This is a genomic window from Pseudomonas sp. 2822-17 (genome assembly GCF_002742485.1).
GTDB lineage: Bacteria > Pseudomonadota > Gammaproteobacteria > Pseudomonadales > Pseudomonadaceae > Aquipseudomonas > Aquipseudomonas cyclaminis.
Genome location: NZ_LJRZ01000766.1, coordinates 1 through 24180, shown reverse-complemented (window position 1 = coordinate 24180; position 24180 = coordinate 1). Strand labels below are relative to the sequence as shown.

Genomic DNA, 24180 nt, shown 5'->3' with positions numbered 1-24180 from the left:
TGAGTATCAAAAGGGCCACTTAAGCACGCGCTTATGACACCGGTGCGACAGCCAGCTCCACGGTTTCGGGACGCTTGATCACGGCATATACCAGACCGGTCAACAGGCTACCGGCGACGATGGCCAACAGGTACAACAGCGCGTGGTTGATCGCACCCGGAATCACCAGCACGAACAGCCCGCCATGGGGCGCGGCGAGTTTGCAGCCGAAGTACATGGACAGGGCGCCCGTCAACGCGCCACCGGCGATAGCGGCCGGGATCACCCGCAGTGGGTCTTTGGCCGCGAACGGGATCGCGCCTTCAGAGATAAAGCACAGGCCGAGGATCATCGCAGCCTTGCCGGCTTCGCGCTCGGTCTGGGCAAATTTGCGCCGCGCCAGGAACGTTGCGATGCCCATGCCAATCGGCGGCACCATGCCGGCGGCCATGGTCGCAGCCATCGGCGCCCCGCTGGACGCAGCCAGCAAACCCACCGAAAACGCATAGGCCGCCTTGTTGATCGGCCCGCCCAGATCCACACACATCATGCCGCCCAGCAGGATGCCCAGCAGCACCGCGTTGGTGGTGCCCATGGTGCTGAGGAAGTCGGTCAGGCTGGTCAGCATGCGCGCGACCGGCGGGCCGACCAGGTAGATCATCGCCAGGCCGGTAATCAGGCTGGCCAGCAACGGGATGATCAGGATTGGCTTGAGCGCCTCCATGCTTTGCGGCAATTGCACGGCACGGGTGATCAGTTTGACGCAGTAGCCCGCCAGGAAACCGGCCAGGATGCCGCCGATAAAACCCGCCCCCAAGGTGCCGGCCAACAGGCCGCCGATCATGCCCGGCGCAATGCCTGGGCGGTCGGCAATCGAGTACGCGATGTAACCTGCCAGCAGCGGCACCATCAACATAAAGGCGCTGTTGCCGACGGTTTTCAACGCGGCCGCCAAGGTGCCTTCCTGTTCGAACGCGTGAATGCCGAAGGCAAACGACAAGGCGATCAACAACCCGCCCGCCACCACCATCGGCAACATGAACGACACGCCGGTGAGCAGGTGTTTGTAGACGCCGGTTTTTTCTTTCTTGGCCACCGTCGCGGTGCCTGTGCTTTCGACGGCGCCTTCGGCCAAGGCCTTGTTGAGGGTCGCTTCGGATTGCTTGAGGGCAATGCCGGTGCCGCAACGGTAGATCTTCTTGCCGGCGAAGCGCTCGGTGGCGACTTCAATGTCTGCCGCGAGCAACACCACGTCGGCGTTGGCGATGGCCTCCGGGCTCAATGGCGTACGTGCGCCAACTGAACCTTGAGTCTCGACCTGCAAGTCATAACCCAGGCGCTTGGCCGTCTGCTGCAAGGCTTCGGCGGCCATGAAGGTGTGGGCCACGCCCGTGGGGCACGCGGTCACCGCGACGATACGCGGGGCCTGTTTCGACACCGCTGGCGCTTGGCTGGCGACCTGCACCTCGGCCTCTTCAGCGCCACGGCGCAACACTGCTTCGACATCCGCCAGCGCTTGGGCCGGGGTGCTCTGGAACACGCGCTTGCCGACAAAGCGTTGCATATCCACCGGGGTGCTGCTGACCAGCAACACCCATTCGGCGGCGTCGATTGTCGCTTGGGACAGTGCGCGTTCCGGATGCTGCACGTCGACGACTTCGACGCTGGTGCTCCAACCTTGGCGTTGCGCGGCGGCGTCCAGCAGGCGGGCGCACAGCACACTGGTGACCATGCCGTTCGGGCAGGCAGTAACAATGGCTAACTTCATCACAAACCCTCTTATTGTTCTGTCAGCGGGCGCACAACAACGCCGCTTTCGAGGTGCGCCAACTGCGCGTCATCGCTGATGCCAAAACCGATCTGCGTCACCGCCATCGCGGCAATCGCGGTGGCACGGCGCAAGGTCTGCTCGGGCGCTTCGCCGCTGAGCAGACCGTGGAGCATGCCGGCCAGCAGCGAATCGCCGGCGCCGACGGTGCTGGCCACGGTGACCTTGGGCGGCGTCGCATGCAGGGTCACGCCCGAGCTGTACCAGCTCACGCCTGCGGCGCCGTCGGAGACCACCACATGTTCCACACCCTGTTGATGCAGTTGGCTGACGGCATCCGTGGCATTCGCCAGGGCGTCGGCCAGCTCTTCGGTGTTGGGTTTGACCAACCACGGGCCCGCCTGCAATCCGGCACGCAACGCTTCGCCGCTGGTGTCCAGGGCGACTTTCAAACCGAGCTTCTTCAGTTGCACCAACAAATCCTGCAACCACTGCGGGCTGACGCCACGGGGCAAGCTGCCAGCGACCACCACCGCGTCATGCCCGGGGGCGATCCGCGTGAGTTGATCGAGGAGCGCCTGTTGCGCCTGTTCACTGACCCACGGCCCCGGCGCGTTGATGTCGGTGACCCGGCCGTCCTGCTCGGCAATCTTGATATTGCTGCGGGTTTCGCCAGGCACGCGGATAAACGCGTCTGCAAAACCACGGCGCACGATCAGCGCCTCAAATGCCTGAGGATTGCCCTCCCCCAGAAATCCGCCAACGGTCACCTGATGCCCAAGATCCGCCAACACCTGCGCCACATTCACGCCCTTGCCGGCGGCATGGGTGAGCATGGCGTCGCTGCGGTTGACTTCACCCGGTTCCAGGCGCGCCAGGCGCACCGTAAGGTCCAACGCCGGGTTGAGCGTCAGGCTTAGAATCCTTGCCATTTACACGGCCTCCACTAGGGCACGCACTTCGGCGGGAGACCCCACCGCCAGTGCCTTTTGCGCCAGGCCCTGGGCCTCGCTCAGACTGAATTCACGCACCCGCGCCTTCACTTCGGGAATGCTGCGGGCCGACACGCTCAACTCATCCACACCCAGCCCGATCAGCACCGGCACCGCCAGCGGGTCTGCCGCCAGTTCGCCGCACACGCCGACCCATTTGCCATGGGCGTGGGCGGCACGCACGGTGATGTCGATCAGTTGCAACACTGCCGGGTGCAGGCCATCGGCCTGGGCCGACAAGGTCGGGTGGCCACGGTCGATGGCCAGGGTGTACTGGGTCAGGTCGTTGGTGCCGACGCTGAAGAAGTCGACTTCCTTGGCCAGCACCGGCGCCAACAGCGCAGCCGACGGCACTTCGATCATGATGCCCAGTTGCAGGTCGGCCACCGGGATTTCCAGGCGCAGGCGCTCGGTCATGTCACGGGCGGCGCGCCATTCATCCACGCTGCCGACCATGGGAAACATGATGCGCAGCGGACGGTTATCCGCCGAGCGCAACAGGGCGCGCAATTGCGCTTCCATGATCTGCGGGCGTTGCAGGGTGAGGCGAATGCCGCGCACACCGAGGAAAGGGTTTTCTTCCTCGGCAATCGGCCAGTAAGGCAACGGTTTGTCGCCGCCTACGTCGAGGGTGCGCACCACCAGCGGGCGCCCGTCGAGGCCGTCGAGGACGCGGCGGTATTCGGCTTCCTGGGTGGCTTCGTCCGGCGCTTGCGGGTGGGCCATGAAAATCAGCTCGGTACGCAGCAGGCCAATGCCTTCGGCGCCCTGCTCGACCGCTTTGGCGACACCCGCGCTCTCGCCGATGTTGGCAAACACTTCCACGGCGTGGCCGTCACGGGTGACCGCCGGTTCATGGCGCTGGGCCGAGGCGGCTTGCAGGCGCTGTTCGCGGGTATCGCGCTCGACGGTGGCGCGTTGCAAGGTGGCGGCGTCGGCGTCCACATGCAGGCGACCGCGCTGGCCATCGAGCAACAATGGCGTGCCGGAGGCCAGCAGCAACACGGCCGGACCGGCACCGACCAACGCGGGGATGCCCAGGGCACGGGCGACGATAGCGCTGTGGGCCGTGGCGCCACCACGGGCGGTGAGGATGCCGGCGACGCGGGCCGGGTCCAGGCGGGCAACATCGGACGGGCCGACTTCATCCATCACCAGAATGTAGGGCTCGCTTGGCTCCTGGGCGGTTTCGACGCCGCACAGTTGGGCCAGCACCCGCCGACCAATGTCTCGCAGGTCGGCGGCGCGCTCGGCGAGCAGAGCATCCTGCAAAGACTCCTGCTGCCTGGCGGCGGCTTCGATCACGCTCATCCACGCGGCTTCGGCGCTTTCGCCTTGTTTGAGGCGGGTGTCGACTTCGTCGGTCAGTTCCGGGTCGTCGAGCATTTCCTGGTGGGTGATGAAAATCTCGCGAATCGCCTTGGCTTGGCTGCGCTCGATCAGGCCCTGGATATCGCGGCGTACTTCACCGAGTGCCTCTTGCAGGCGCTGGCGCTCAATAGCCGAGGATTCACCGCGCAACGGGTAATCGAAGACTTGCTGGATCTGCACGTGCGCAGGGCCAATGGCAATGCCCGGCGCGGCGGCGATGGCCTGGACCTGGCTGCCGGCCAGCGGTGCGCTGAGCGCGGGCTCGGCCTCAACGATGGCAGGCTGGGCGCTCGCGGTCGGCAGCGGCTCGACCTCTTCTCCCAGGCCCTCTTGCACCGCCGCCAACAGCGCGGGCAGCGCATCACCGGCAATGCTCGGCTCGGCGACAAACTCCAGCACTTGACCGCGACGGGCGCCCAGGCTCAGCAACTTGCTCAGGCTCTTGACCGACACCGCGCCCACAGGACCGTCGACGATGCGCACACGGATGTCGCCTTCAAAACTCTTTGCCAGTTGCGCGAGGATCTTCGCCGGTCGCGCATGCAGCCCGTGGGCGTTGGCCAGGGTAATGCGTGCGCTCGGCCAATCCGGCGGCAGTTCACCGCCCAGCACTTCGAGTACCGCACGGCTGCTGGTGGCACGGCCCAATTCCTGGCCGCGGCCTTCGATCAATAAGGCGCACAGGCGCTCAAGCAACGCCTGATGGGCTTCGCCCAGGCTGGCCAGGCAGAACAGGCCGTTAAGCGGCTGGCCGAGGTAGCGCATGGGTTTATCCGGCGTGACAAACGCCAGGCCGGGACGCTTGACCGTCTGTTCGCTGTGCAACCACCACAGGCCATCGCCCAGCGGGAGCGCGTCGACCTGCTGCAATACAGCGGCGAAACCATTGCTCACACAATCGGCCTGGCGCAGCAGGCGTGCGCCTCGCCAGACCAGCTCTTCAAAGTCATCGGCGGACACGCCCAGGCTGATCATCTGCGCATCCAGCGCCAGCTCCTGCGGCGCGCCTTGCAGCAGTTTGAGCAACGCTTCGGCGCTGCCGGCACGGCGCAGTGCCTGGCCCAGGTCGGTTTCACCGAGGGCGCGGGTGAGCAGTTGCAGCAGGCGCAGGTGTTCATCGGATTTGGCGGCAATGCCGATGGCCAGGTACACGATCTGACCGTCGCCCCAGTCCACCCCTTCGGGGAACTGCAACAGGCGCACGCCGGTGGAAAATACCTGGTCGCGGGTTTCGGGAGTGCCGTGGGGGATGGCAATACCCTGGCCGAGAAAAGTCGAGCCTTGGGCTTCACGGGCTTGCAAGCCGCTGAGATACCCTTCGGCGACCAGGCCATCGACCACCAGTTTGTCAGCGAGCAGGTGCAAGGCAGCAGACTTATCCACAGCCACTTGGCCCATGGATATCTGCTCTACGGTGAGCTCAAGCATGCCGTTCTCCTAGTTAGTGCAAGGGGTGCACTAGGTATTGTTTTGAATAATTCAGTGTAAATGTGTTCAGAATTTACTGACTGAGCGGTCAATTGGCAGTAGCCACTCAGTAGCGAACGTCGTAAAAATACGCTGGCTGAAACGTTTAATCTAGAATTTAAGGCAGATTACGCGTTAATTGTGCATCCTTGAAGGACCACTCGGCACTTGAGCCAGGACATGGGTCGTACCCAGGAATCGGTTACGATTGGAAAAAATGTCGGGGCAAGCTCCAAAAAACAAGGAAATCCCGGTTTGAAACTCAGTGATATCGCACGTCTGGCCGGTGTGTCCGTGACCACCGCCAGCTATGTCATCAATGGCAAGGCCGAACAGCAACGCATCAGCAGCGCCACCGTCGAGCGGGTGCGTGCCGTGGTCCAAGCCCATGGCTTTACCCCCAACCCACAGGCCGCCGGGCTGCGCAGTCGGCACACGCGCACCTTGGGCTTTATCCTGCCCGACCTGGAAAACCCCAGTTACGCACGAATCGCCAAGCTATTGGAACAGGGCGCCCGTGCGCGCGGTTATCAGTTGCTGATTGCCAGTTCCGACGATGAGGCGGACAGCGAGCGCCAATTGCTGCAACTGTTCCGTGCACGGCGTTGCGATGCGTTGTTCGTGGCCAGTTGCCTGCCCGCCAGCGATGACAGTTACCGCGAGCTTCAAGCCAAGGGCTTGCCGGTGATCGCCATCGACCGGGTGATGGAGCCCGAGCAGTTCTGCTCCGTGGTCAGCGACGACCGCCAGGCGTGCCAGCAACTGACCAGCAGCCTGTTGCAGCCGCTGCCCAAGCAGATCGTGCTGATCGGCGCACGGCCCGAGTTGAGCATCAGCCAGGAGCGTGCCGCCGGTTTCCGTGAAGCGCTGCAAGGCTTCACGGGTGAAGTGATCGTCGAACACGGCGAATCCTTCAGCCGTGATTGCGGCCGACAGTTGATGGAGCAACTTCTGCAACAACTGGGGCATTTACCTGACGCACTGGTGACCACGTCCTACGTGCTGTTGCAGGGTGTGTTTGACGCGCTGCATGACTTCCCGCTCAAGTCGCGCCCGCTACGCCTGGGCACCTTTGGTGACACGCAGTTGCTGGATTTCCTGCCGCTGCCGGTCAACGCCATGGCCCAGCAACATCAACTGATTGCCGACACCGCCTTGCGCCTGGCCCTGGCCGCGATTGAAGAAGAACAGTACCAGCCGGGCGTGCACGCCATCGGCCGGACCTTCAAACAGCGAATCCACGAGGCCTGAACGTGGAGCTGATCGACACCCACACCCACCTGGACTTTGCGGACTTCGACAGCGATCGCGCACAAGTCCTCGCCCACAGCCGCTCACTCGGGGTGCGGCGCATGGTGGTGTTGGGGGTCTATCAGCAGAATTGGCAGCGCTTGTGGGATCTGGTGCAGGCAGATGAAGGTTTGTTCGCGGCCTTCGGCCTGCACCCGGTGTACCTGGATGACCATCGCCCCGCCGATCTCACGGAACTGGGCGACTGGCTGAGCCGCCTGCACGGCCATCGGCAACTGTGCGCGGTGGGCGAGATCGGCCTGGATTACTTCCTCGAACACCTGGACCGCGAACGCCAGCAAAGCCTGTTCGAAGCGCAGCTCAAACTGGCCGTGGACTTCCAGCTTCCGGCCCTGCTGCACGTACGCCGCAGCCACGCCGCCGTGATCGCGACCCTCAAGCGTATCCGCCTGCCACGGGGCGGCATCATCCACGCGTTTGCCGGCAGCAGGGAAGAAGCCCGCGAGTACATCAAGCTGGGCTTCAAACTTGGCCTGGGCGGCGCCGCCACGTGGCCCCAGGCGCTGCGCATGCACAAGGTGCTCACGCAACTGCCGCTGGATGCGGTGGTACTGGAAACCGACGCCCCCGACATGGCACCGGCCATGTACCCCGGCCAGCGCAACAGCCCTGAGCACCTGCCGGCGATCTGCACCGCCCTGGCCGAGCGCATGGGCACCAGCCCGCTATTGCTGGCCGAGGCGAGCACACGCAATGCGTGCGAGCTGTTCAATTGGTAGCACAGGTGTCACCGCTTGCAGATTCAGGGTCATGCGTTGCCGATGCCGGGCGTAGCGCAACACCAGAAAGTGCACCAACAGCACCACCAGTGACACGTTGAGCTGCCCGATCACGCTGATCAGCCCCACCCATTCCGTCACCAACGCCACGATCAGTACCATGCTGGTCAACACCGCCATGCTCGGGCGGACCAGCGACCAGTGGTCCAGCGCCTTGAAGTGGCGCAATTGCCGGGGGCAGTTCAGTTCCAACACCCGCTGACAGTAAGGGCAGTCGAAGGGCTCTTCGATAGCGATGGCGTTGAGCTGCCAAGGCTTGAGTTCAAACGTGATATCGCAATGGGCGCAGTGCCCTTTGATGCCGACGGCAGTGGTCATCGTCATGCCTCCCCTGGATCATGAATGAGTGAAATAAATTCTCACTCATTCCCGCGAGCAAAAAAGGCACTCAGGGAAATCCAGACAGGCACTACATCCACAAGAGACCAATCCTACCCCGCCGCCCTACACACGAAACGCGCCGATCAATTGCTTCAGCTCGATCACCTGCACTGAAAGCTGCCGGCTCGCCGCCTCGGTCTGATGTGCGCCTTGGGCCGCATGTTCGCCGGCCCGGTTGATTTCGACGATGTTCTGGTCGATATCGTGGGCGACGGCGGTCTGCTGCTCCACAGCGGCAGCAATCTGCTGGTTCTGGTCGACGATCATGCCGACGGCACCGAGGATATTTTCCAGCGCCTGCTGGACCTTTTCCGATTGGCCCACGGTGCCGCTGGCCATTTCATGGCTGGTACCCATGGCCTTCACGGCTGCGCCGACACCGGCGTGCAGACGGCTGATCATTTGTTCGATTTCTTCAGTGGAATGCTGGGTCCGCCGGGCCAGGGTGCGCACCTCATCGGCCACAACCGCAAAACCACGGCCCTGCTCACCGGCTCGGGCGGCCTCAATCGCCGCATTGAGCGCCAGCAGGTTGGTTTGCTCGGCGATGCTTTTGATCACTTCCAACACACTGCTGATGGCCTGGCTGTCGCTGGCCAATTGGTTGATCACCCGTACCGACGCATCGATCTCCGAAGCCAGCCGCGCAATACTGCCCTGCTGGGATTGCACCAGGCCACGGCCATTGACGGTTTCGTCGTTGACGCTGTGGGCACTGCTGACCGCTGCCGCCGCACTGCGCGCCACTTCCTGGGCGGTGGCCGACATCTGGTTCATGGCCGTGGCGACCTGTTCGATTTGCATGCGCTGGCCAGAGACCGCCTCATTGCTGCGGGCCGACACCGTTTCCACTTGGCCGGCCTGGAGTTCGACCTGGCTGACGGTGTGCCCGACGCGTTCGATCAAGTCATGGATTTTCGCCACAGTGCCGTTGAACACCTGGCCGAGATCGCCCAACTCGTCACGGCTCTGGGCGACAAACGTGACGGTCATGTCGCCGGCCGCCACTTTGTCCATCATCGCCCCCAGGCGGCGCAGGGTGGTGCGCGTCGAGGCGTAGAAGCCGGCGTACAGGTAGAAGATCAGCAGAAACACCGCCGTCAGCGCCGAGACCAGTACCACCATGTGCGTACGATTCTGCGCCAGGCGCTGCTCCAGTTGCTGCCCGAGGAACATCAGGGTGGCGTCATCGAGCTGATAGGTCTGGGCCATCAATTGGCTGACGCTGTCGTAGAAAGCCTGCCAGGGTGCGTCGAGTGTTTCAGCCATCACCACTTGCTCTTCAAACAGCTCGCTGCCTTGCTTGAGGCTGGCGTTACTGGCCTTCGCCAGCCCCTCCAGGGCGGCGTGGGCGGCGGTGCTGGAGCCGAGGGCATCGTGCAATTTCAAGCCGTATTCGGCTTGGAGTTTTTCCAGCTGTTGCAGCAGCTCGTCAAAACGCGTGCTGGAGGAGGAATTGAGGAAGCCCTGGCCCAGGGAATAAGCGCCCATCGCCCGACCTTCGCCCAAGACTTGGGTGACTTGGGGCGTGACACTGGTGATCAGTTCGCTGAGTTGGCGTAAATCGCTCTGAGAGTCGCGGCTCAAGCCGGATTGGCTGGCGATGATCTGGCTGAGTATCTGCGCCTTGTTGAGCAACTTGCCGATCAGCGCACTTTTGCTCAGCAACGAGGTTTCCTGTTGCTGGGCCTTGAAGGCCGCGATCAACTCGTCGCGCTTGCCTTCAAACACGGTGATTTGCTCAGGCTCGGTGGCCATCGGGTTGAGGCCCTGCAGACGGGCGAGCACGCTCTGCTCCAAGCTGCCAATCCTGGCCTCAAGGTCTGCGGCCTTAGCGGACTGACCAAGGGTTGCGTTGATCTGCACTTGGTTATTCAGGGTTTCCAGATCACGGCGCAAGGCCAGGCTACTACCAAGCAGATCGAGGCTTTGCAGTTCGACACGGGTGCCCTGGAATTCGCGCCAGGAATCACGCACCAGGTAATAGTTGGTCGCCAGCATCGGCAGCAGGAACAACACGCTGATCAGGCTGAACTTCATGCCGAAGCTCAGGCGATTCATCAGCGCGATGGCGGGATAGAGCAAGCTCTTCACAGGTGAACTCCCTTTTCTTTTATTTTTATTGAGGCGCAGGGCGGCGGCAGAAAGCCACTATTTGGCGTTCTGTCTGTATAGCTCAATTTGAAAGGGAGTTTTGTAACTTAAGGTTAACGACAGGAGCGAAGGACTCGCTCCTGTCCGGGGGGTCAAGGCAGTACGGTCCAGATGGCGAACCCGGCATACCACAGCACCGCCGCACGCAGCAGCAGCTCCCACAAGCGATCCAGGCTGTTGATGCCGTCTGCACCGACCACCGGCGGTGGGATTTCGGCGGCGACCAGGCCGACTTTCTCCACCAGTTGCGCGGCGCTGATGTCCCAGTTCAGCAACTCGTGAAGCATCACACGGCTGACCGCAACGAAGTTGCCCACCAAGGCAAAGCTGGCCGCCAGCAGACGCACCGGCAACCAGTCAAATGCGTGACGTAACTGCCCAGCGCGCTCGGCCACCAGTGGGTTCTGGCTGTGTTCACTGGCCAGGGCCAACAGCCGATAGGCCAGTGCGGCGACCGGGCCCAACAGGAAGTACCAGAAGATCACTGCGAAAAAACTCTGGTAGGCCTGCCATAACAGATGGCCCTGGACGCGTTCCAGCAGTTGCTCACCGCTGTCGGCACCGATTTTCAGATCGCGTTCAGCCACATGTTCGGCGGCTTGCAGATCGCCCCGGCGCCACGCATCGCGAAACGGCCCAAGCCCGGCCAACAGGTCGCCACGGCCCAGGCTGTAGATCACCACCAGCAGGTGCACCGGCAACGCCAACAAACCATAGGCCACCGGTTCCAGCACCAGCAGCAACAACGCCAGCAACGCCACCGGCAGCAGCACCAGCAGGGCCAGAATCAGCCAAGGTTGTTTACCCAGGCGCGGGCTCGATTCCAGCTTGGCCAATTCGCGCAACCAGCCGCCATCACGCTGCAATCGCTGGCGCATGGCCGAAAACTTCTCGATCCACACCGCCAGCACCAACACCAGAAAACTCATCGTGCGTGTCCTCCATCCTGCAGAGCGCTGCGAAAGCGCGTCCAATCAAAAGCGGGGCCGGGATCGGTCTTACGCCCCGGGGCGATATCGCTGTGACCACAGATACGCTGCGGCGTAATACCGGGGTAGGTCGCCAGCAACTGACGAGTCAGGCCGATCAGCGACACATACTGGGCGTCGGTGAACGGCAGGTCATCCGTGCCTTCCAGCTCTATCCCCAAAGAAAAGTCATTACAGGTTTCACGCCCCTCGAAACATGAAACCCCGGCGTGCCAGGCCCGGTCGATGCAGGACACAAACTGCGTCACCGCACCGTCGCGCTCAATCAGAAAATGCGCAGACACCCGTAGGTCGGCAATCCCTTCAAAGTAGGGATGTTCCGTGACATCCAGGCGATTCTGGAAAAATTCCTGCACCTTGCCCGTGGCGAACTGCGCCGGTGGCAGGCTGATGTTATGCACCACCAACAGTGAGATTTCGCCTGCGGGGCGCTCGTTGAAGTTGGGGGACGGGCAATGGCGAATGCCCTCGCACCAACCGCTGGCGGGGTCCAACTGCATACAGGATCCTTGAACGTGACTAAGTGTGACCAGTATGCCGCGTTCGACCCCGCGGTTGCGATCACTTGCCGCGATTGAGTTGACGCAACTGGCCCACCACCGCCGCCAGTGCCCGTTCGAAGAGCGGACCATCGTCCAGGGTGTGCAGCGCGCCACGCTTGAACGCCAGTGCAAGTTGGCCGACGCTTTTGTGCATGATTTTGAGCCCGGTGCGGCCGACAAAAACATAGGTATTGGCCGGCGCCATGATCGCCATCAACTTGCATCGCAGGGCACTGCCCTGATCTGGCTGGAACACGACCCAGCCACCGATACGCAGCTGGTACACCTTGAGCAGGTCCGGATCATCCGCCGGCAGCTCCTGGGCTGAATCGGGCGGCGTTGCACTGAGCACAAAAGGCTCGCGCACTTCGATCAAGCCATCGACACCTTCGGGCGGCTGGACATGCAGGGCCTGCAAGCGAACAAAAAAATCTCGGGTGCTGAAGGGGTCGAAGGCCGCGCTGGTCAAGCCGTCGCGCAGGGCCTTGAGCAAGCCCGGCAACTGCACCAGCAAGTGGCCTGCGGCGTCGGTGTCTTGCGGCAGGCTCACACTCCAGATCAACTCATCCATGGTGCGCAGCGCTGCCTGCCACTGCACCGACTGCTCGCCGTGCTTGAGGCTGGCCAGCAACAGCACCTGGCTCCAGGCTTGTTGCAGAAACTGCACCACCGCTCGCGGTAACACCTTGCCCAACAGCCGTCGGTTGAGCACCTCGGCCACCCGTGCACGCGCCGCTTCAGTTCGTACGCGCCCTTCTTCAGCGTCGCGGGTGTGCTGTTCGAGCAACTCGCGGCGCCGACGCTCCTCGGCGGTGAACGCGGTGAACTCGGTCAGCAATTGGGAAAAAATCGCCGGGTCCTCGGCAAACTCATTGAGCAAACGCTGAACCACGTGCTCAATTCGCAGGTACAGGCTGTCGTGCGCGTAGTCATCGACCGGGCTCCAGCCCATGGCGGACGCCGCGATTTCATTCAACAGGCGCCGCGCCGGGTGGCCGGAGGGACTGAAAAAACTTTTGTCCAGCACCGCCACTTTCAGCAGCGGGATCTGCAGGCGGCCGATCAAGGCCTTGAAGGCGTCCGGCACGGTGCGGTCATTGAGGATAAATTCGAACAGCAGGACGATCAGGTTGATCACGTCTTCGTCCGCTTCCTCCACCACCCGCGATTTGCCACTCTTGACGCTGACCCGCGTGAGCAATTGCTCAAGCTGGTTACGCAGGTCGAAATCATCCTCGACCTGCGGCTCCGGTACGTACTGCTGCAAATGCGACAGCAGCCGCAACAGGTCGCGGGTGGCGATGGGCTGGGGTTCGGCGCTGGCCTCAAGGGTAGGCGACACGCTACCGCGCACGGCGGTCAACAGCGCCTGCAAGGCAGTGAAGGCTTGCTGGCCATTTTCGTCGACGGGTTGCTCGGCGCTGGGCAGTGCCGCCTCACGCGGGTAATCACGGGTGGCGCGCTCGCCGGGGCGGCGGGACGGCGCGGCCTTGAGGTCCGGCAACACGCCGGTGGCGACCAGCAACTGGTTGGCTTCACCGTACAGTTGGTCCGCGTCGCTGAGTACGTACTTCTCAAACAGCTTGAGCATGATCAGCTTGACGCGGATCTCCACACCCAGACTGCGCCCCGCACGCAGGAAAAACTCGCACAGCAGCGCCGGGCCCAAGGGGTTTTCACGGTCATCCAGGTGATTGCCCAGCAAGGCACTCAAGCGCGCGGTCAGTTGCCCCAACGCCAGCCCGTCACGGTGATGCACGCGGCCGAGCATGGTCTCAAGTGCAACGGCTTTTTCCAGCTCATCCTTGGATGAACCTGGCGCCGCTTCATAGGACACCACCGGCACCATCTGCAGCTCGCCGCGTCCCGCCTGACCCAGGCCGCCAAAGGCTTCGAACAGCCGCTCCATGAACACACGCTCGAAGTTCTTGCGTTTGAGGCGCAAGTCGCGCATGGCTTCAAAGAAAATATGATGGTCCACGTTGCTGCGGGCCTTGTCGGCCATCTCGAACAACGTGTCGTCGGCGTTATCGAACAGCTCCTGCAGCCCGTGCTGCAACTGCTGCGCGGCCTTGTCGCGAACCTGCAGCAATACCACCGGCAGGCGCGCGAGCGGCGATGGCGTGGCGTGTGCCCTGTTGATTGGCACCACCTTTCCGTCATTGTGCATCCTGGCCTCCTGAAACGGCGGTATTGGTTGGGAAAGATCGGGTACAGGCCCATGAGGCGCTGTCGAAACCGGTAATCACCAGGACGTCAAAGCTATGACGCCAATTGCAAGGCGCGAGATTATCTTGCAAATGAGGCCCGTTGCGCCAGCAAACTCTGAGATTGCGCGGTAAATCAGCGGTGAGTCTGGGTTCGAGTGCACGCTGCCCCTATAATCGGGGCACTTTGTTTGTGGAGCCTGTTATGCCGAATCTCCGTCTTGCCGACCTCACCGCCGAAATCGAAGCCAACGTGCGCCGTGCACTGCTGGAGGACATCGGCAGCGGCGACATCACCGCGCAGTTGATCCCGACCGAACGCCTGGCCACGGCCACCATCATTACCCGCGACAGCGCGGTCATTGCTGGTACGGCCTGGGTGGACGCCGTGTTCCGCCAACTGGACCCACGGGTCGCCGTACACTGGCAAGTGGCCGACGGCGAACGGGTCAGCCCCAACCAAGCCCTGTTCCACCTCGAAGGCCCGGCGCGCTCGCTGCTCAGCGGCGAACGCTCTGCCCTGAACTTTCTGCAGTTGCTGTCCGGCGTCGCCACGCGCGCGCGGTTCCTCGCAGATTTTGTTGCCAGCACCCAGGTCAAGCTGCTGGACACCCGCAAAACCCTGCCCGGCCTGCGCCTGGCGCAGAAATACGCCGTGACCTGCGGCGGCTGCCACAACCACCGCATCGGTTTGTATGACGCATTCCTGATCAAGGAAAACCATATCGCGGCCTGCGGCGGTATCGCCCAAGCCATTACTGCCGCCCACAAGATCGCACCCGGCAAGCCGGTGGAAATTGAAGTGGAAAGCCTGGAAGAACTGCGCGAAGCACTGGCGGCGGGCGCCGACATCATCATGCTTGATGAGTTGAGCCTGGAGGATATGCGTGAGGCCGTACGCCTGAACGGCGGCAAGGCGAAGCTGGAAGCCAGCGGCGGGATCAATGAAAGCACCCTGCTGCCCATCGCTGAAACCGGCGTGGATTACATCTCCATCGGGGCGATGACCAAGGATGTGAAGGCAGTGGATTTGTCGATGCGACTCAGCATATGAGGCGCTGCAAGCGATGAGCGTCAAGCTGCAAGAGGCCGTATGACCACTTGCAGCTTGAAACGTACCGCTGCTTTCAAACCACCAGATTATTCATTTCGCAATACTCGTCCCACTCAACACCCAGCACCTCGGCCGCTTCCTTGTGCAGGACCAGCCGTGCCGCTTCGAATTCTTCAGGTGTCGAGATGTATTTGAGCGTCAGCTCCCAAGGCTGGAGACCCTGGCTCTCGGCCTCGTCCTCGAATGCCCATTGGATCTGGTCACGCTGATCATCGTCACTCAGGTCCTTGATCTCTTCTTTAAGCTGCGGCGTTGCCTCAAGGTACTTATCAAGGGCTGCTTGATGCTGAACTTCCTGGGTCATTTCAGTCGTGGTCATGTCGTTCTCTTAGATCGAGGAATGGGGATGCATCTGGGTCATCAAGGTTGCGCAGATACAAAAGAGCGGGCACGAATGCCGACTCGCCTGGCCTTCAGAACCATTCTGGGATCATCTGAAAACATTGCCTTTGAAACATTGCATCTAAAACAAGCAGTAGTGCCTTTATGCCCGAGACAGGAGTCGAACCTGCGACCTTCGCGTTACGAGTGCGCTGCTCTACCAACTGAGCTACACGGGCGGTGGGCTAAAGCTAGCACCGCATCGGGCGTCCGGCAACTTACGTCCCTTAGCGGGCAATGACGCCTTGAGCCCAGAAGCGCGGTTGCAGGTGATCGCCCTCGGCCCCCAGGTATTGCTGCTGGGCTTGCGCGATGTGAGGTACGTCACGCAGTGCAATCACGATCAACAGACCAACGGCCAGCACACTCAGTCCTTTCCATATCTCCCAGCCCATTGGCAGTGCAGGCGTTGCCGAGGCACGCCACACATGCAGGGCCATCAGCCAGCCTATTAGCAACGCCAGCCAGACCTGGGAATTAGGCATCACGGTCACACCGTCGACCATGGACTGCACTAACGCGCCGACCAACGCGGCAAACAGGCACAAGCGCATCAGATCAGCGCGCTCGGCGGACAGAGCCCTTTCACGCAATAAGCCAAACGTGGCCCAGCCAGCGCGCCACGCCAAAGCAGCAACGATCAAGGTCGATGGCCCACCCCACTCGCTGGCCCATTGCAAGACAGACTGATGTGGATGGGCGGCGATCTTGTTGGCAATATCGGCAAAATGCATCGGCCCGAACCCCAGCCACGGACGTTCGACGAGCATATGCCACGCCTGCCACCAGATCGGACCGCGACCCGACAGCGAGGTGGTGAGGCGATCACCAGCACCACTGGAGAGCACGATTCCCAAGTGATCGGCCAGTACTGTAAACGCCAGCCAGTACAGCAACAGCCCGCCGACAACAGCGGCCAACTGCCATCCGAGCCAGCGTCGCCCCCAAGGCCCCAGCAGTGCCAGCAGCAAACCCGCCGCGCCCATCCCCAGCCATGTGCCGCGCGTCCCCCCGCTGATCGCGATCAGCCACCAGACGCACAACAACGCAAACACTGCGCCTCGCACAGCGCGGGAGACTTTGGGTATCAGCAGGGGAAGCGCCAGTAACGGCAGCGTGAATGTCTGGAATTGACCGTAGAAGCGCTTGTTGGAAAAGCCGGACAGCAACAGGTCTGGGTCCAGCGTCAGCGCTCCGCTGGTAAGCACCAGCGCGCCGGCGTACAGATATTGAATGGATTTGATCAGGCAGAGCAGCAGCACAACCAGGATCAGCACACGATCCATCGCGCCCCCACCGTGCCGGCGGAGCAAGGCAAACGCTACGGCGACTGCCGCGCAGCTGACCAGCAACGCCACTTCGGTGAATGCCCAGAGCGGCTGATGGGCCTGCGCCGAAGACAGCAGGCCCAGCGCAATAATCAGCGCCAGGCCCCAGGCCGTGTGCCTGTCCACCAAGGGTTCAAGCGGCGAAACCGACAACCCGTACAGCACCGCGCAGAGCCCAATGGCAATCTGCATTACACGCTGCAGATCATGCCCGCTGAACGGTGCGCAAATCCCAATCGTCAATAAGCACACCGCTGCTACCAGGAAAGTCCCGCCTCGCTGCCGTACGGATAACGCCATCGGCCACCTCTAGTCCCTGTGGATGGTTCAGCAGTTATGCACCGCCAGCGCTGCAACCCTTGCTGGCATATTTCTCTTCAGCGGTTGTAGTGCACTTCCAACCGGTGGCGCTGCGCGTCAGGCTGATGGACTTGCCCAGCACCGGCGCTGGCGCGTCGAGTATTTCGCAACTGATGGAGCCCGCGCCCGTAGCAACGTCGCCCGCGACCTCGATTTTGCAGTTGGCGGTGGGGCTGGTGCCACCGATCAACGCCAGGGTGGGTACGGTGCCCTGGTTGATAGTGTCCTCATAACCGGCCTTCAACGCGGTAATTTCAGCCAAGCCGGCAGTGAACTTGGCCTTGGCCTGGTGTGTGGTGTACATCGGCAGGCCGATGGTGGCCAAAATGCCGATGATTGCCACGACGATCAACAACTCGATCAAGGTAAAGCCTTTCTGACTCATCACATTCACTCTCCAGAATAAAACTCATGACAAGGCGCGTCCTGCACCCCGTTTTTTTCAGCGGCGCCAGTGTACTCACCCGCAAGCGGTCAATCGCGCACAAGACGCACATTCTGACATTTTATCCGGCGCCATCGGCATGCCCGGATCCGTCACCTGACTACGCTATAAATCTTCGATGACTTGTATGCGGAACCGCGACATGAACAACCCTTCAACGATCTACGCTTGGGAAGGCATCAACCGCAAAGGACGCAGGGTGTCCGGGCAGACCAAAGGGCACAACCCTGCCCTGGTAAAGGCACAACTGCGGCTGCAAGGGATCAGCCCAGGTCGCGTGCGCAAGCAATCCCCGATGCTGCCAGGCCTGGCCCAGTCGGCCAAGGCGGCTGACATCACCCTGCTCACTCGCCAACTGGCCACGCTACTGAACGCCGGAATACCCCTGTTGCAAGCCTTCGACATCATCAACGAAGGCTTCGACAACCGCGCCGTGCGTGAGCTGGTGCAGGGGCTCAAACAGCAGGTCGCAGCTGGCGCCAGCCTGGCCGAAGCACTGCGCAAACAGCCGCGCTACTTCGATGAGCTGTACTGCAACCTGGTAGCCGCCGGCGAGCAGGCCGGCGCATTGGAGACCCTGTTGGAGCGTGTGGCGATCCACCGGGAAAAGAGTGAGCAACTCAAGGCCAAAGTCAAAAAGGCCATGACATACCCCATTGCGGTGCTGGTGGTTGCCAGCCTGGTCACCGGCGTACTGCTGGTCCACGTTGTGCCGCAGTTCCAGACGCTGTTCGCCGGGGTCGGCGGCAAACTGCCAGCGTTTACCTTGCAGGTGATCGCCCTGTCGGCGTTCATGCAGCAAGCCTGGTGGATGCTGGCCTTGGGCATTGCCTTCGCAGCCATGGGGCTGCGGAAGGCCTATCGGTCATCGCCGGGTTTCAGCTATTGGCTGGACACCGGTTTGTTGAAAGCGCCCCTGGCAGGCAAACTGCTGACAAAATCCGCCGTGGCCCGCTACGCCCGCACGCTTTCCACCACCTTTGCCGCCGGTGTTCCACTGGTACAGGCATTGGACTCCGTCGCCGGCGCCGTGGGCAATGCTCCGTTCAAACAGGCAATCGAACATATGCGTCACGATGTATCCACTGGCATGCAGTTGAACCAATCCATGGCCAACAGCGGTCTGTTTCCCGGCATGGCGATCCAGATGACGGCAATCGGCGAAGAATCGGGCATGCTGGAACAGATGCTGGAAAGAGTCGCCAACCACTATGAGACCGACGTGGACAACCAGGTCGATAGCCTCACCAGCCTGATGGAGCCGCTGATCATGGTGGTTCTGGGAGGCATCGTCGCAGCACTGGTCATCGCCATGTACCTGCCGGTCTTCCAACTGGGGAGCGCATTTTGAACCTGCTGTTGAGTGAGTCCCCCTGGGCATTTGTGGCGATAGCATCGGTACTGGGGCTGATCGTCGGCAGTTTTCTCAATGTGCTGGTGTGGCGCCTGCCAAAAATGCTCGAACGGGAATGGCGCGCCCAGGCCCATGAAGTGCTCGGTTTGCCTGCCGAGCCTGCAGGGCCGACCTACAACCTGATGCGCCCAAATTCCTGCTGCCCGCACTGTGATCACCCAATCCGGCCTTGGGAAAATATCCCCGTGCTCAGCTACCTGATACTCCGGGGACGCTGTGCTCATTGCCAAGGCGCCATCAGCGCCCGCTACCCGTTAACCGAACTTGCGTGCGCGCTGATCTCGGCCTGGGTCGCCTGGCATTTCGGCTTTGGCTGGCAAGCGGCAGCGGTACTGCTGTTGAGCTGGGGGCTACTGGCGATGAGTTTGATCGACGCAGACCACCAGTTGCTCCCGGATGTGCTGGTGCTGCCGTTGCTGTGGCTGGGGTTGATCGTCAACAGTTTTGAATTATTGACCACATTGCCCGATGCCCTTTGGGGCGCGGTGATCGGCTATCTGAGCCTGTGGAGCGTGTTCTGGCTGTTCAAGCTGGTCACTGGAAAGGACGGCATGGGCCACGGTGACTTCAAGTTACTGGCCTTGCTAGGCGCCTGGGGTGGCTGGCAGATTTTGCCGATGACGCTGTTTATGTCGTCGCTGGTAGGCGTGTTTAGCGGGCTGATCCTGATGCGCGTACGCAAGACCCAGGCGTCGGCACCGATGCCATTTGGTCCGTATCTGGCAATTGCCGGCTGGATTGCATTGCTCTGGGGTGGTCAAATAACCGACTTCTATTTGCAGTCTGTCGGTTTCAGATGACCACTTCTGTTGCAACACCCTGGATTCTCGGCCTCACCGGCGGCATCGGCAGCGGTAAAAGCGCGGCGGCCCAGCACTTTATCGACCTGGGCATCGACCTGGTCGACGCCGACCACGCCGCCCGCTGGGTAGTCGAGCCTGGCCGGCCGGCGCTGGCCCGCATCGTCGAACACTTTGGCGGCGGCGTGCTGCAGCACGACGGCCAGTTGGACCGCGCCGCGTTGCGCAAGCTGATCTTTGAAGTACCCGAAGAGCGCCTATGGCTGGAAGGCTTGCTGCACCCGCTGATCGGCGAGGAGATTCGCAGCCACCTGGCGCGCGCGCGCTCGCCATACGCGATCCTGGTGTCGCCGCTGCTGATCGAATCCGGCCAATACAGCATGACCCAGCGCATCCTGGTGATCGACGTGCCGCAATCGCTGCAGATTCAGCGTACCCTGCAGCGCGACGGCATCAGCGAGCAACAGGTGCAGGCGATCCTCAAGGCTCAGTCCAGCCGTGAAGACCGCCTGAACCATGCCGATGACGTGCTGGTCAATGACCGGGACCTCGCCTGGCTGCACAGCGAGGTCGAGCGACTGCACCACTTTTACCTTACTTTGCGTGGAGGCCGATCATGAGCCAACCCTTGACCGTCGACTGCCCAACCTGCGGCGCACCCGTGGAATGGAAAACCGACAACCTCAACCGGCCGTTCTGCTCGGACCGCTGCAAACTCATCGACCTGGGCGCCTGGGCCGCTGAAGAGCACAAGATTCCCGTGGCCCCGGATGCCGAAGACGAGCTGTTTTCCGAAGACCTGTCGCCGCGCCATTAAGGCCGCATAAAGGCGTATTCCTGCTGGTCGTCGAGGTTCTCTGCAAGGTATTGCAGCTCGTCGGCCAGGTCTTCAAAACTGCGCACGCCCTTGCTCTGCTGCACCACCGCACTGAGCATGGCGCGCAGGGTCAAGCCTGGGTCAAAACCGATTTCCTGCGCCGAATCCTGGCTTTTGCGCAACTCCTGCCGTGCCCACTCATACACACCCATGACACGTGCTCCCGCCTTACTCATCTAAAATTTGGCTGAGCATGGGCCTGCTTGCTTGTACTGGATTTGATCTGGATCAACGCTGCGATTCGTCATCCTTCCAGGGCGCAGAGAGGTAGCGGGTGCGGTTGAAGGTCTCCAGCCATTCCGGGCAGAACACCACCAGAGCGCTGACGACCATGCCGTTGATAAATGCCTCGGGAAAGATGATGAGCCACAGGTAGCCGACAAAATCTTCCAGCCATTCGGGCATTGCAAAACGTCCGTCAAACCACAGTAAACCCAGCCCCAGCAGAAGACAGAGCAGGGCCGACAGCGCGGCGGCAAAAAAACCCGAACAGAAGATATACACAAAAGGATTACGCGGTTGCGCACGCTCGACCAGCACCGCGCAACCTTCGGTGACCAGCACCGGCAGCACGATCAGCAGCAGGCCGTTGATACCAAGGGCTACCAGATCCTGACGCCCCAGCAGCATCAAACCGAACTGGGCGGCAAAGCCCCCTACGATTGCCAGGGGCCAATCCAGCATCAGGGTCACGGCGGTCATGCCGATAAAGTGGTAAGACACACCGGTATCGAAATCGCGCCGCACCAGCCACAACATGAACAACGCGAACACCGTACCGAACAGCAGATGCTGGCGCCGCCGGTCGGCGAACAATTCAACCCATGGCGAACGCACAGCGGCCCACAGCAGTACCGGCGCGTACAGCAGCCAACCGATGCCGAGGGTTGCAGGCGCCAACACTGCGGCACTGATCATGGGTGAACTACCAAGGCAAAAAAGCTCACCGCACACCTCTTTGCAGGAGTTGAAGTCGAGTCGTCAGTCTACACCGCCCTTTTGCAGCGAGACTTCCTGCAGTCATCATTTGGACGCTAAGCTGCAAGCATGGATGACTCAGATTATTTGCGCCTGCTCACCGTAGCAGCCGAACAAGCCAACGCATTCCTGTCCAATGCCCGCAAATGGGAGCGTGAGCGTTGGGTCTGCCAGCGCCTGCTACAAGGCTTGAACGTGCCCTACCGCGCCGAAGAGTTTCACGCTGCGGGGCAAGAGCCGCCGGATGTATTGTTTCGTGATGCCAGTTTCGAGGTGTTTTTTGTACTGGATGAAGGGCGGCGACTCAACGACGAATGGCGCGATGAATTGCTACGCCGACGCAGTGCCTTCTCCCTCAGCCAACTGGTTCGGCGCGAAGCCAAGCCGCGACGCATTCCCGCCCATGAATTCCTGCTGCGCCTGGGGCCCACACTGCGCAAAAAAGCGCACAACTATAAAGAGCGCGGGATGGACCTGGGCGAGCTGGATATCGTCGCCTTCACCAGCCTCAAGCGCGAAGTGCTGGACCTCAACAGCCACTTTCCACCGCCCACCGAGTATCTGCGCCAGGGGTGGCGCTCGCTGTCGCTGGTCGGGCCGACGTTTGCACGGGTGCTGTTCGCGCACCCGGACGCGCCGGATTTCTTGCGCAACAACCTGGGGCGCAGCATAGTGTTCGACGTGGGCATCAGCCTCTGATCCCACCCCGACTGTAACGTGGCGCCCTTTTGCAACGTCTACCTGACGAGGCCTTCTATGACCAGCCGCCTGAACCCCGACGACCAACAGCATGTCGAAGAGTACCTGCAACTCTCCCAGAACCGAGTCGAGCGCAAGCCTTTCCGGCCGTGGCTGCTCCTTGGTGTGGTGCTGGTGGTGGTGATCGGGCTCGGTCTGCTGAGCCGCCTTTTGAGTTACCTGACGCTATGAGCTGCCTGGCGCTCGCGGGGGTAACTGCTCCGATTTCTTTTAGCCTTGCGAGATATCCCCATGACCCATCGTATTATTATCGTCGGCGGCGGCGCCGGCGGCCTGGAGTTGGCTACCCGCCTGGGTAAGACTCTGGGCAAGCGCGGCACCGCCAGCGTCACGCTGGTGGACACCAACCTGACCCATATCTGGAAGCCGCTGCTGCATGAAGTGGCTGCCGGCTCGCTTAACTCTTCGGAAGACGAACTCAATTACGTCGCCCAGGCCAAATGGAACCACTTCGAGTTCCAACTGGGGCGTATGAGCGGGCTCGACCGTGAGCAGAAGAAAATCCAACTGGCCGCCACCCTCGACGAAGAGGGCCGCGAACTGGTGCCTGCGCGCGTGCTGGGCTATGACAGCCTGGTGATTGCGGTCGGCAGTACCACCAACGATTTCGGCACCGAAGGCGCGGCGCAGCACTGCCTGTTCCTCGATACCCGCAAACAGGCCGAGCGCTTTCACCAGCAACTGCTCAACCACTACCTGCGCGCCCATGCCGGGCAGACCGATGCCGTTGAACAGATCAGCGTCGCCATCGTCGGCGCTGGCGCCACCGGCGTCGAGCTGGCCGCCGAGCTGCATAACGCCGCCCATGAACTGGCAGCCTATGGGCTGGACCGGATCAAGCCGGAAAACATGCACATCACTTTGATCGAAGCCGGTCCACGGGTGCTGCCTGCCCTGCCGGAGCGTATCGGCGGGCCCGTGCATAAAACCCTGGAGAAGCTCGGCGTGACCGTGCTGACCAACTCGGCTGTCAGCGAAGTCACCGCCGAGGCACTGATTACCAGTAGCGGACAGGTGATTCCGGCCAGCCTTAAGGTGTGGGCTGCCGGGATTCGCGCACCAGGCTTCCTCAAGGACATTGATGGCCTGGAAACCAACCGTATCAATCAGCTGCAAGTACTGCCGACGCTGCAAACCACCCGCGACGAAAATATCTTTGCCTTCGGCGACTGCGCCGCCTGCCCGCAACCGGGCACCGACCGCAACGTGCCGCCACGGGCCCAGGCGGCTCACCAGCAGGCGTCGTTGCTGGCCAAGTCGTTGAAGCTGCGCATCGAGGGCAAGGAGTTGCCGTCGTACAAGTACACCGACTATGGCTCGCTGATCTCGCTGTCGCGCTTTTCCGCTGTGGGTAACCTGATGGGCAACTTGACCGGCAGCGTGATGCTGGAAGGCTGGTTGGCGCGGATGTTCTATGTGTCGCTGTATCGCATGCACCAGATGGCGCTGTATGGCTTCTTCCGCACCGCGATGTTGATGCTGGGCAGCAAGATTGGACGCGGGACTGAGCCGCGACTGAAGCTTCACTAACACCATAAAACCATGTGGGAGGGACTTGCTCCCGATAGCGGTGGGTCAGCCAAGTATTTGGTAACTGAACCACTGCATCGGGAGCAAGCTCCCTCCCACATCAGCTTTTCAGGGCACTTGAGTTTTGCGCACGCAAAAAAAATCCCCGTATCTTTCGATACGAGGATTTTTAATATGGTCGGGGTAGGGGGATTCGAACTCCCGACATCCTGCTCCCAAAGCAGGCGCGCTACCGGACTGCGCTATACCCCGGT

Annotated in this window: 23 protein-coding genes and 2 tRNA genes; 10 read left to right on the top strand and 15 right to left on the bottom strand. The window is 61.7% G+C overall.

Going from position 1 to position 24180, the window contains the following annotated elements; genetic code table 11:
* Window positions 1-31 precede the first annotated feature (31 nt).
* Genes AOA60_RS27730 through ptsP form a run of 3 tightly spaced genes read right to left on the bottom strand, consistent with a single transcriptional unit; the run spans window position 32 to window position 5538 of the window.
* Entirely contained in the window at window positions 32-1747 is a 1716-nt protein-coding gene (locus AOA60_RS27730) for a PTS fructose-like transporter subunit IIB (RefSeq protein ID WP_099587062.1), read from the bottom strand.
* Between the two features lie 11 nt (window positions 1748-1758).
* A complete protein-coding gene (pfkB, locus tag AOA60_RS27725; protein WP_099587061.1) occupies window positions 1759-2679 on the bottom strand; it encodes a 1-phosphofructokinase in 921 nt (306 codons plus the stop codon).
* Complete coding sequence (gene ptsP, locus AOA60_RS27720) at window positions 2680-5538, bottom strand: phosphoenolpyruvate--protein phosphotransferase (RefSeq protein ID WP_099587060.1); 2859 nt, start codon at window positions 5536-5538, stop codon at window positions 2680-2682. It abuts the gene before it with no gap.
* A 294-nt stretch (window positions 5539-5832) separates the two neighbouring features.
* Between ptsP and cra the strand changes: the two genes are divergently transcribed.
* Together cra and AOA60_RS27710 are read left to right on the top strand one after the other, a co-directional pair.
* Window positions 5833-6828, top strand: coding sequence for a catabolite repressor/activator (gene cra / locus AOA60_RS27715; protein WP_099587059.1), 996 nt, complete (start codon window positions 5833-5835; stop codon window positions 6826-6828).
* A gap of 2 nt (window positions 6829-6830) precedes the next feature.
* Complete coding sequence (locus AOA60_RS27710) at window positions 6831-7607, top strand: TatD family hydrolase (protein WP_099587058.1); 777 nt, start codon at window positions 6831-6833, stop codon at window positions 7605-7607.
* Here the strand turns inward: AOA60_RS27710 and AOA60_RS27705 are convergent.
* The 5 genes from AOA60_RS27705 to AOA60_RS27685 form a co-directional block, all read right to left on the bottom strand.
* The gene (locus tag AOA60_RS27705) at window positions 7554-7985 is read right to left on the bottom strand and encodes a hypothetical protein (RefSeq protein ID WP_099587152.1); all 432 of its coding nucleotides are present in this window, start codon (window positions 7983-7985) and stop codon (window positions 7554-7556) included. The genes AOA60_RS27710 and AOA60_RS27705 overlap by 54 nt on opposite strands.
* A gap of 126 nt (window positions 7986-8111) precedes the next feature.
* The gene (locus AOA60_RS27700; RefSeq protein ID WP_099587057.1) at window positions 8112-10142 is read right to left on the bottom strand and encodes a methyl-accepting chemotaxis protein; all 2031 of its coding nucleotides are present in this window, start codon (window positions 10140-10142) and stop codon (window positions 8112-8114) included.
* Between the two features lie 152 nt (window positions 10143-10294).
* Complete coding sequence (gene ampE, locus AOA60_RS27695) at window positions 10295-11131, bottom strand: regulatory signaling modulator protein AmpE (protein WP_099587056.1); 837 nt, start codon at window positions 11129-11131, stop codon at window positions 10295-10297.
* The gene (ampD, locus tag AOA60_RS27690; protein ID WP_099587055.1) at window positions 11128-11691 is read right to left on the bottom strand and encodes a 1,6-anhydro-N-acetylmuramyl-L-alanine amidase AmpD; all 564 of its coding nucleotides are present in this window, start codon (window positions 11689-11691) and stop codon (window positions 11128-11130) included. The genes ampE and ampD overlap by 4 nt, the downstream gene beginning before the upstream one ends.
* A gap of 61 nt (window positions 11692-11752) precedes the next feature.
* Window positions 11753-13903, bottom strand: a complete 2151-nt coding sequence (locus tag AOA60_RS27685; RefSeq protein WP_099587054.1) for a DUF1631 domain-containing protein — start codon at window positions 13901-13903, stop codon at window positions 11753-11755.
* Window positions 13904-14145: 242 nt separating this feature from the next.
* Between AOA60_RS27685 and nadC the strand changes: the two genes are divergently transcribed.
* On the top strand, window positions 14146-14994 hold the full coding sequence (nadC, locus tag AOA60_RS27680; protein ID WP_099587053.1) for a carboxylating nicotinate-nucleotide diphosphorylase: 849 nt from the start codon (window positions 14146-14148) through the stop codon (window positions 14992-14994).
* A 73-nt stretch (window positions 14995-15067) separates the two neighbouring features.
* Here nadC and AOA60_RS27675 read toward each other — a convergent pair whose 3' ends face one another.
* The 4 genes from AOA60_RS27675 to AOA60_RS27660 form a co-directional block, all read right to left on the bottom strand.
* Entirely contained in the window at window positions 15068-15373 is a 306-nt protein-coding gene (locus tag AOA60_RS27675; protein ID WP_099587052.1) for a DUF6388 family protein, read from the bottom strand.
* Window positions 15374-15541: 168 nt separating this feature from the next.
* Window positions 15542-15614, bottom strand: a tRNA-Thr gene (locus AOA60_RS27670).
* A 48-nt stretch (window positions 15615-15662) separates the two neighbouring features.
* The gene (locus AOA60_RS27665; protein WP_099587051.1) at window positions 15663-17063 is read right to left on the bottom strand and encodes an O-antigen ligase; all 1401 of its coding nucleotides are present in this window, start codon (window positions 17061-17063) and stop codon (window positions 15663-15665) included.
* A 34-nt stretch (window positions 17064-17097) separates the two neighbouring features.
* Window positions 17098-17508, bottom strand: a complete 411-nt coding sequence (locus tag AOA60_RS27660) for a pilin (protein WP_099587050.1) — start codon at window positions 17506-17508, stop codon at window positions 17098-17100.
* Window positions 17509-17710: 202 nt separating this feature from the next.
* Here AOA60_RS27660 and AOA60_RS27655 point away from each other — a divergent pair, with 202 nt between their 5' ends.
* From AOA60_RS27655 to yacG, 4 genes are read left to right on the top strand one after another with little or no spacing between them, the layout of a single operon-like run.
* On the top strand, window positions 17711-18919 hold the full coding sequence (locus AOA60_RS27655; protein WP_099587049.1) for a type II secretion system F family protein: 1209 nt from the start codon (window positions 17711-17713) through the stop codon (window positions 18917-18919).
* The gene (locus AOA60_RS27650; RefSeq protein WP_099587048.1) at window positions 18916-19782 is read left to right on the top strand and encodes an A24 family peptidase; all 867 of its coding nucleotides are present in this window, start codon (window positions 18916-18918) and stop codon (window positions 19780-19782) included. Before AOA60_RS27655 ends, AOA60_RS27650 begins: the two co-directional genes overlap by 4 nt.
* Window positions 19779-20402 carry a dephospho-CoA kinase gene (gene coaE, locus AOA60_RS27645; RefSeq protein WP_099587047.1) on the top strand — a complete coding sequence of 208 codons (624 nt, stop codon included), beginning with the start codon at window positions 19779-19781 and terminating at the stop codon, window positions 20400-20402. The genes AOA60_RS27650 and coaE overlap by 4 nt, the downstream gene beginning before the upstream one ends.
* The gene (gene yacG, locus AOA60_RS27640; protein WP_099587046.1) at window positions 20399-20599 is read left to right on the top strand and encodes a DNA gyrase inhibitor YacG; all 201 of its coding nucleotides are present in this window, start codon (window positions 20399-20401) and stop codon (window positions 20597-20599) included. The genes coaE and yacG overlap by 4 nt, the downstream gene beginning before the upstream one ends.
* Here the strand turns inward: yacG and AOA60_RS27635 are convergent.
* Together AOA60_RS27635 and AOA60_RS27630 are read right to left on the bottom strand one after the other, a co-directional pair.
* A complete protein-coding gene (locus tag AOA60_RS27635; RefSeq protein WP_099587045.1) occupies window positions 20596-20811 on the bottom strand; it encodes a hypothetical protein in 216 nt (71 codons plus the stop codon). The genes yacG and AOA60_RS27635 overlap by 4 nt on opposite strands.
* Window positions 20812-20887: 76 nt before the next feature.
* The gene (locus AOA60_RS27630) at window positions 20888-21577 is read right to left on the bottom strand and encodes an energy-coupling factor ABC transporter permease (protein WP_099587044.1); all 690 of its coding nucleotides are present in this window, start codon (window positions 21575-21577) and stop codon (window positions 20888-20890) included.
* 129 nt (window positions 21578-21706) lie between these two features.
* On the opposite strand from AOA60_RS27630, the gene AOA60_RS27625 reads away from it, so the two are divergent.
* The 3 genes from AOA60_RS27625 to AOA60_RS27615 are packed head-to-tail and all read left to right on the top strand — an operon-like array spanning window position 21707 to window position 23926.
* Entirely contained in the window at window positions 21707-22336 is a 630-nt protein-coding gene (locus AOA60_RS27625) for a DUF1780 domain-containing protein (protein ID WP_099587043.1), read from the top strand.
* A 57-nt stretch (window positions 22337-22393) separates the two neighbouring features.
* A complete protein-coding gene (locus tag AOA60_RS27620) occupies window positions 22394-22567 on the top strand; it encodes a DUF3094 family protein (RefSeq protein WP_016976295.1) in 174 nt (57 codons plus the stop codon).
* Between the two features lie 60 nt (window positions 22568-22627).
* A complete protein-coding gene (locus AOA60_RS27615; protein WP_099587042.1) occupies window positions 22628-23926 on the top strand; it encodes an NAD(P)/FAD-dependent oxidoreductase in 1299 nt (432 codons plus the stop codon).
* A 175-nt stretch (window positions 23927-24101) separates the two neighbouring features.
* Here the strand turns inward: AOA60_RS27615 and AOA60_RS27610 are convergent.
* Window positions 24102-24178 (bottom strand) — tRNA-Pro (locus AOA60_RS27610).
* Between the last annotated feature and the right edge of the window lie 2 nt (window positions 24179-24180).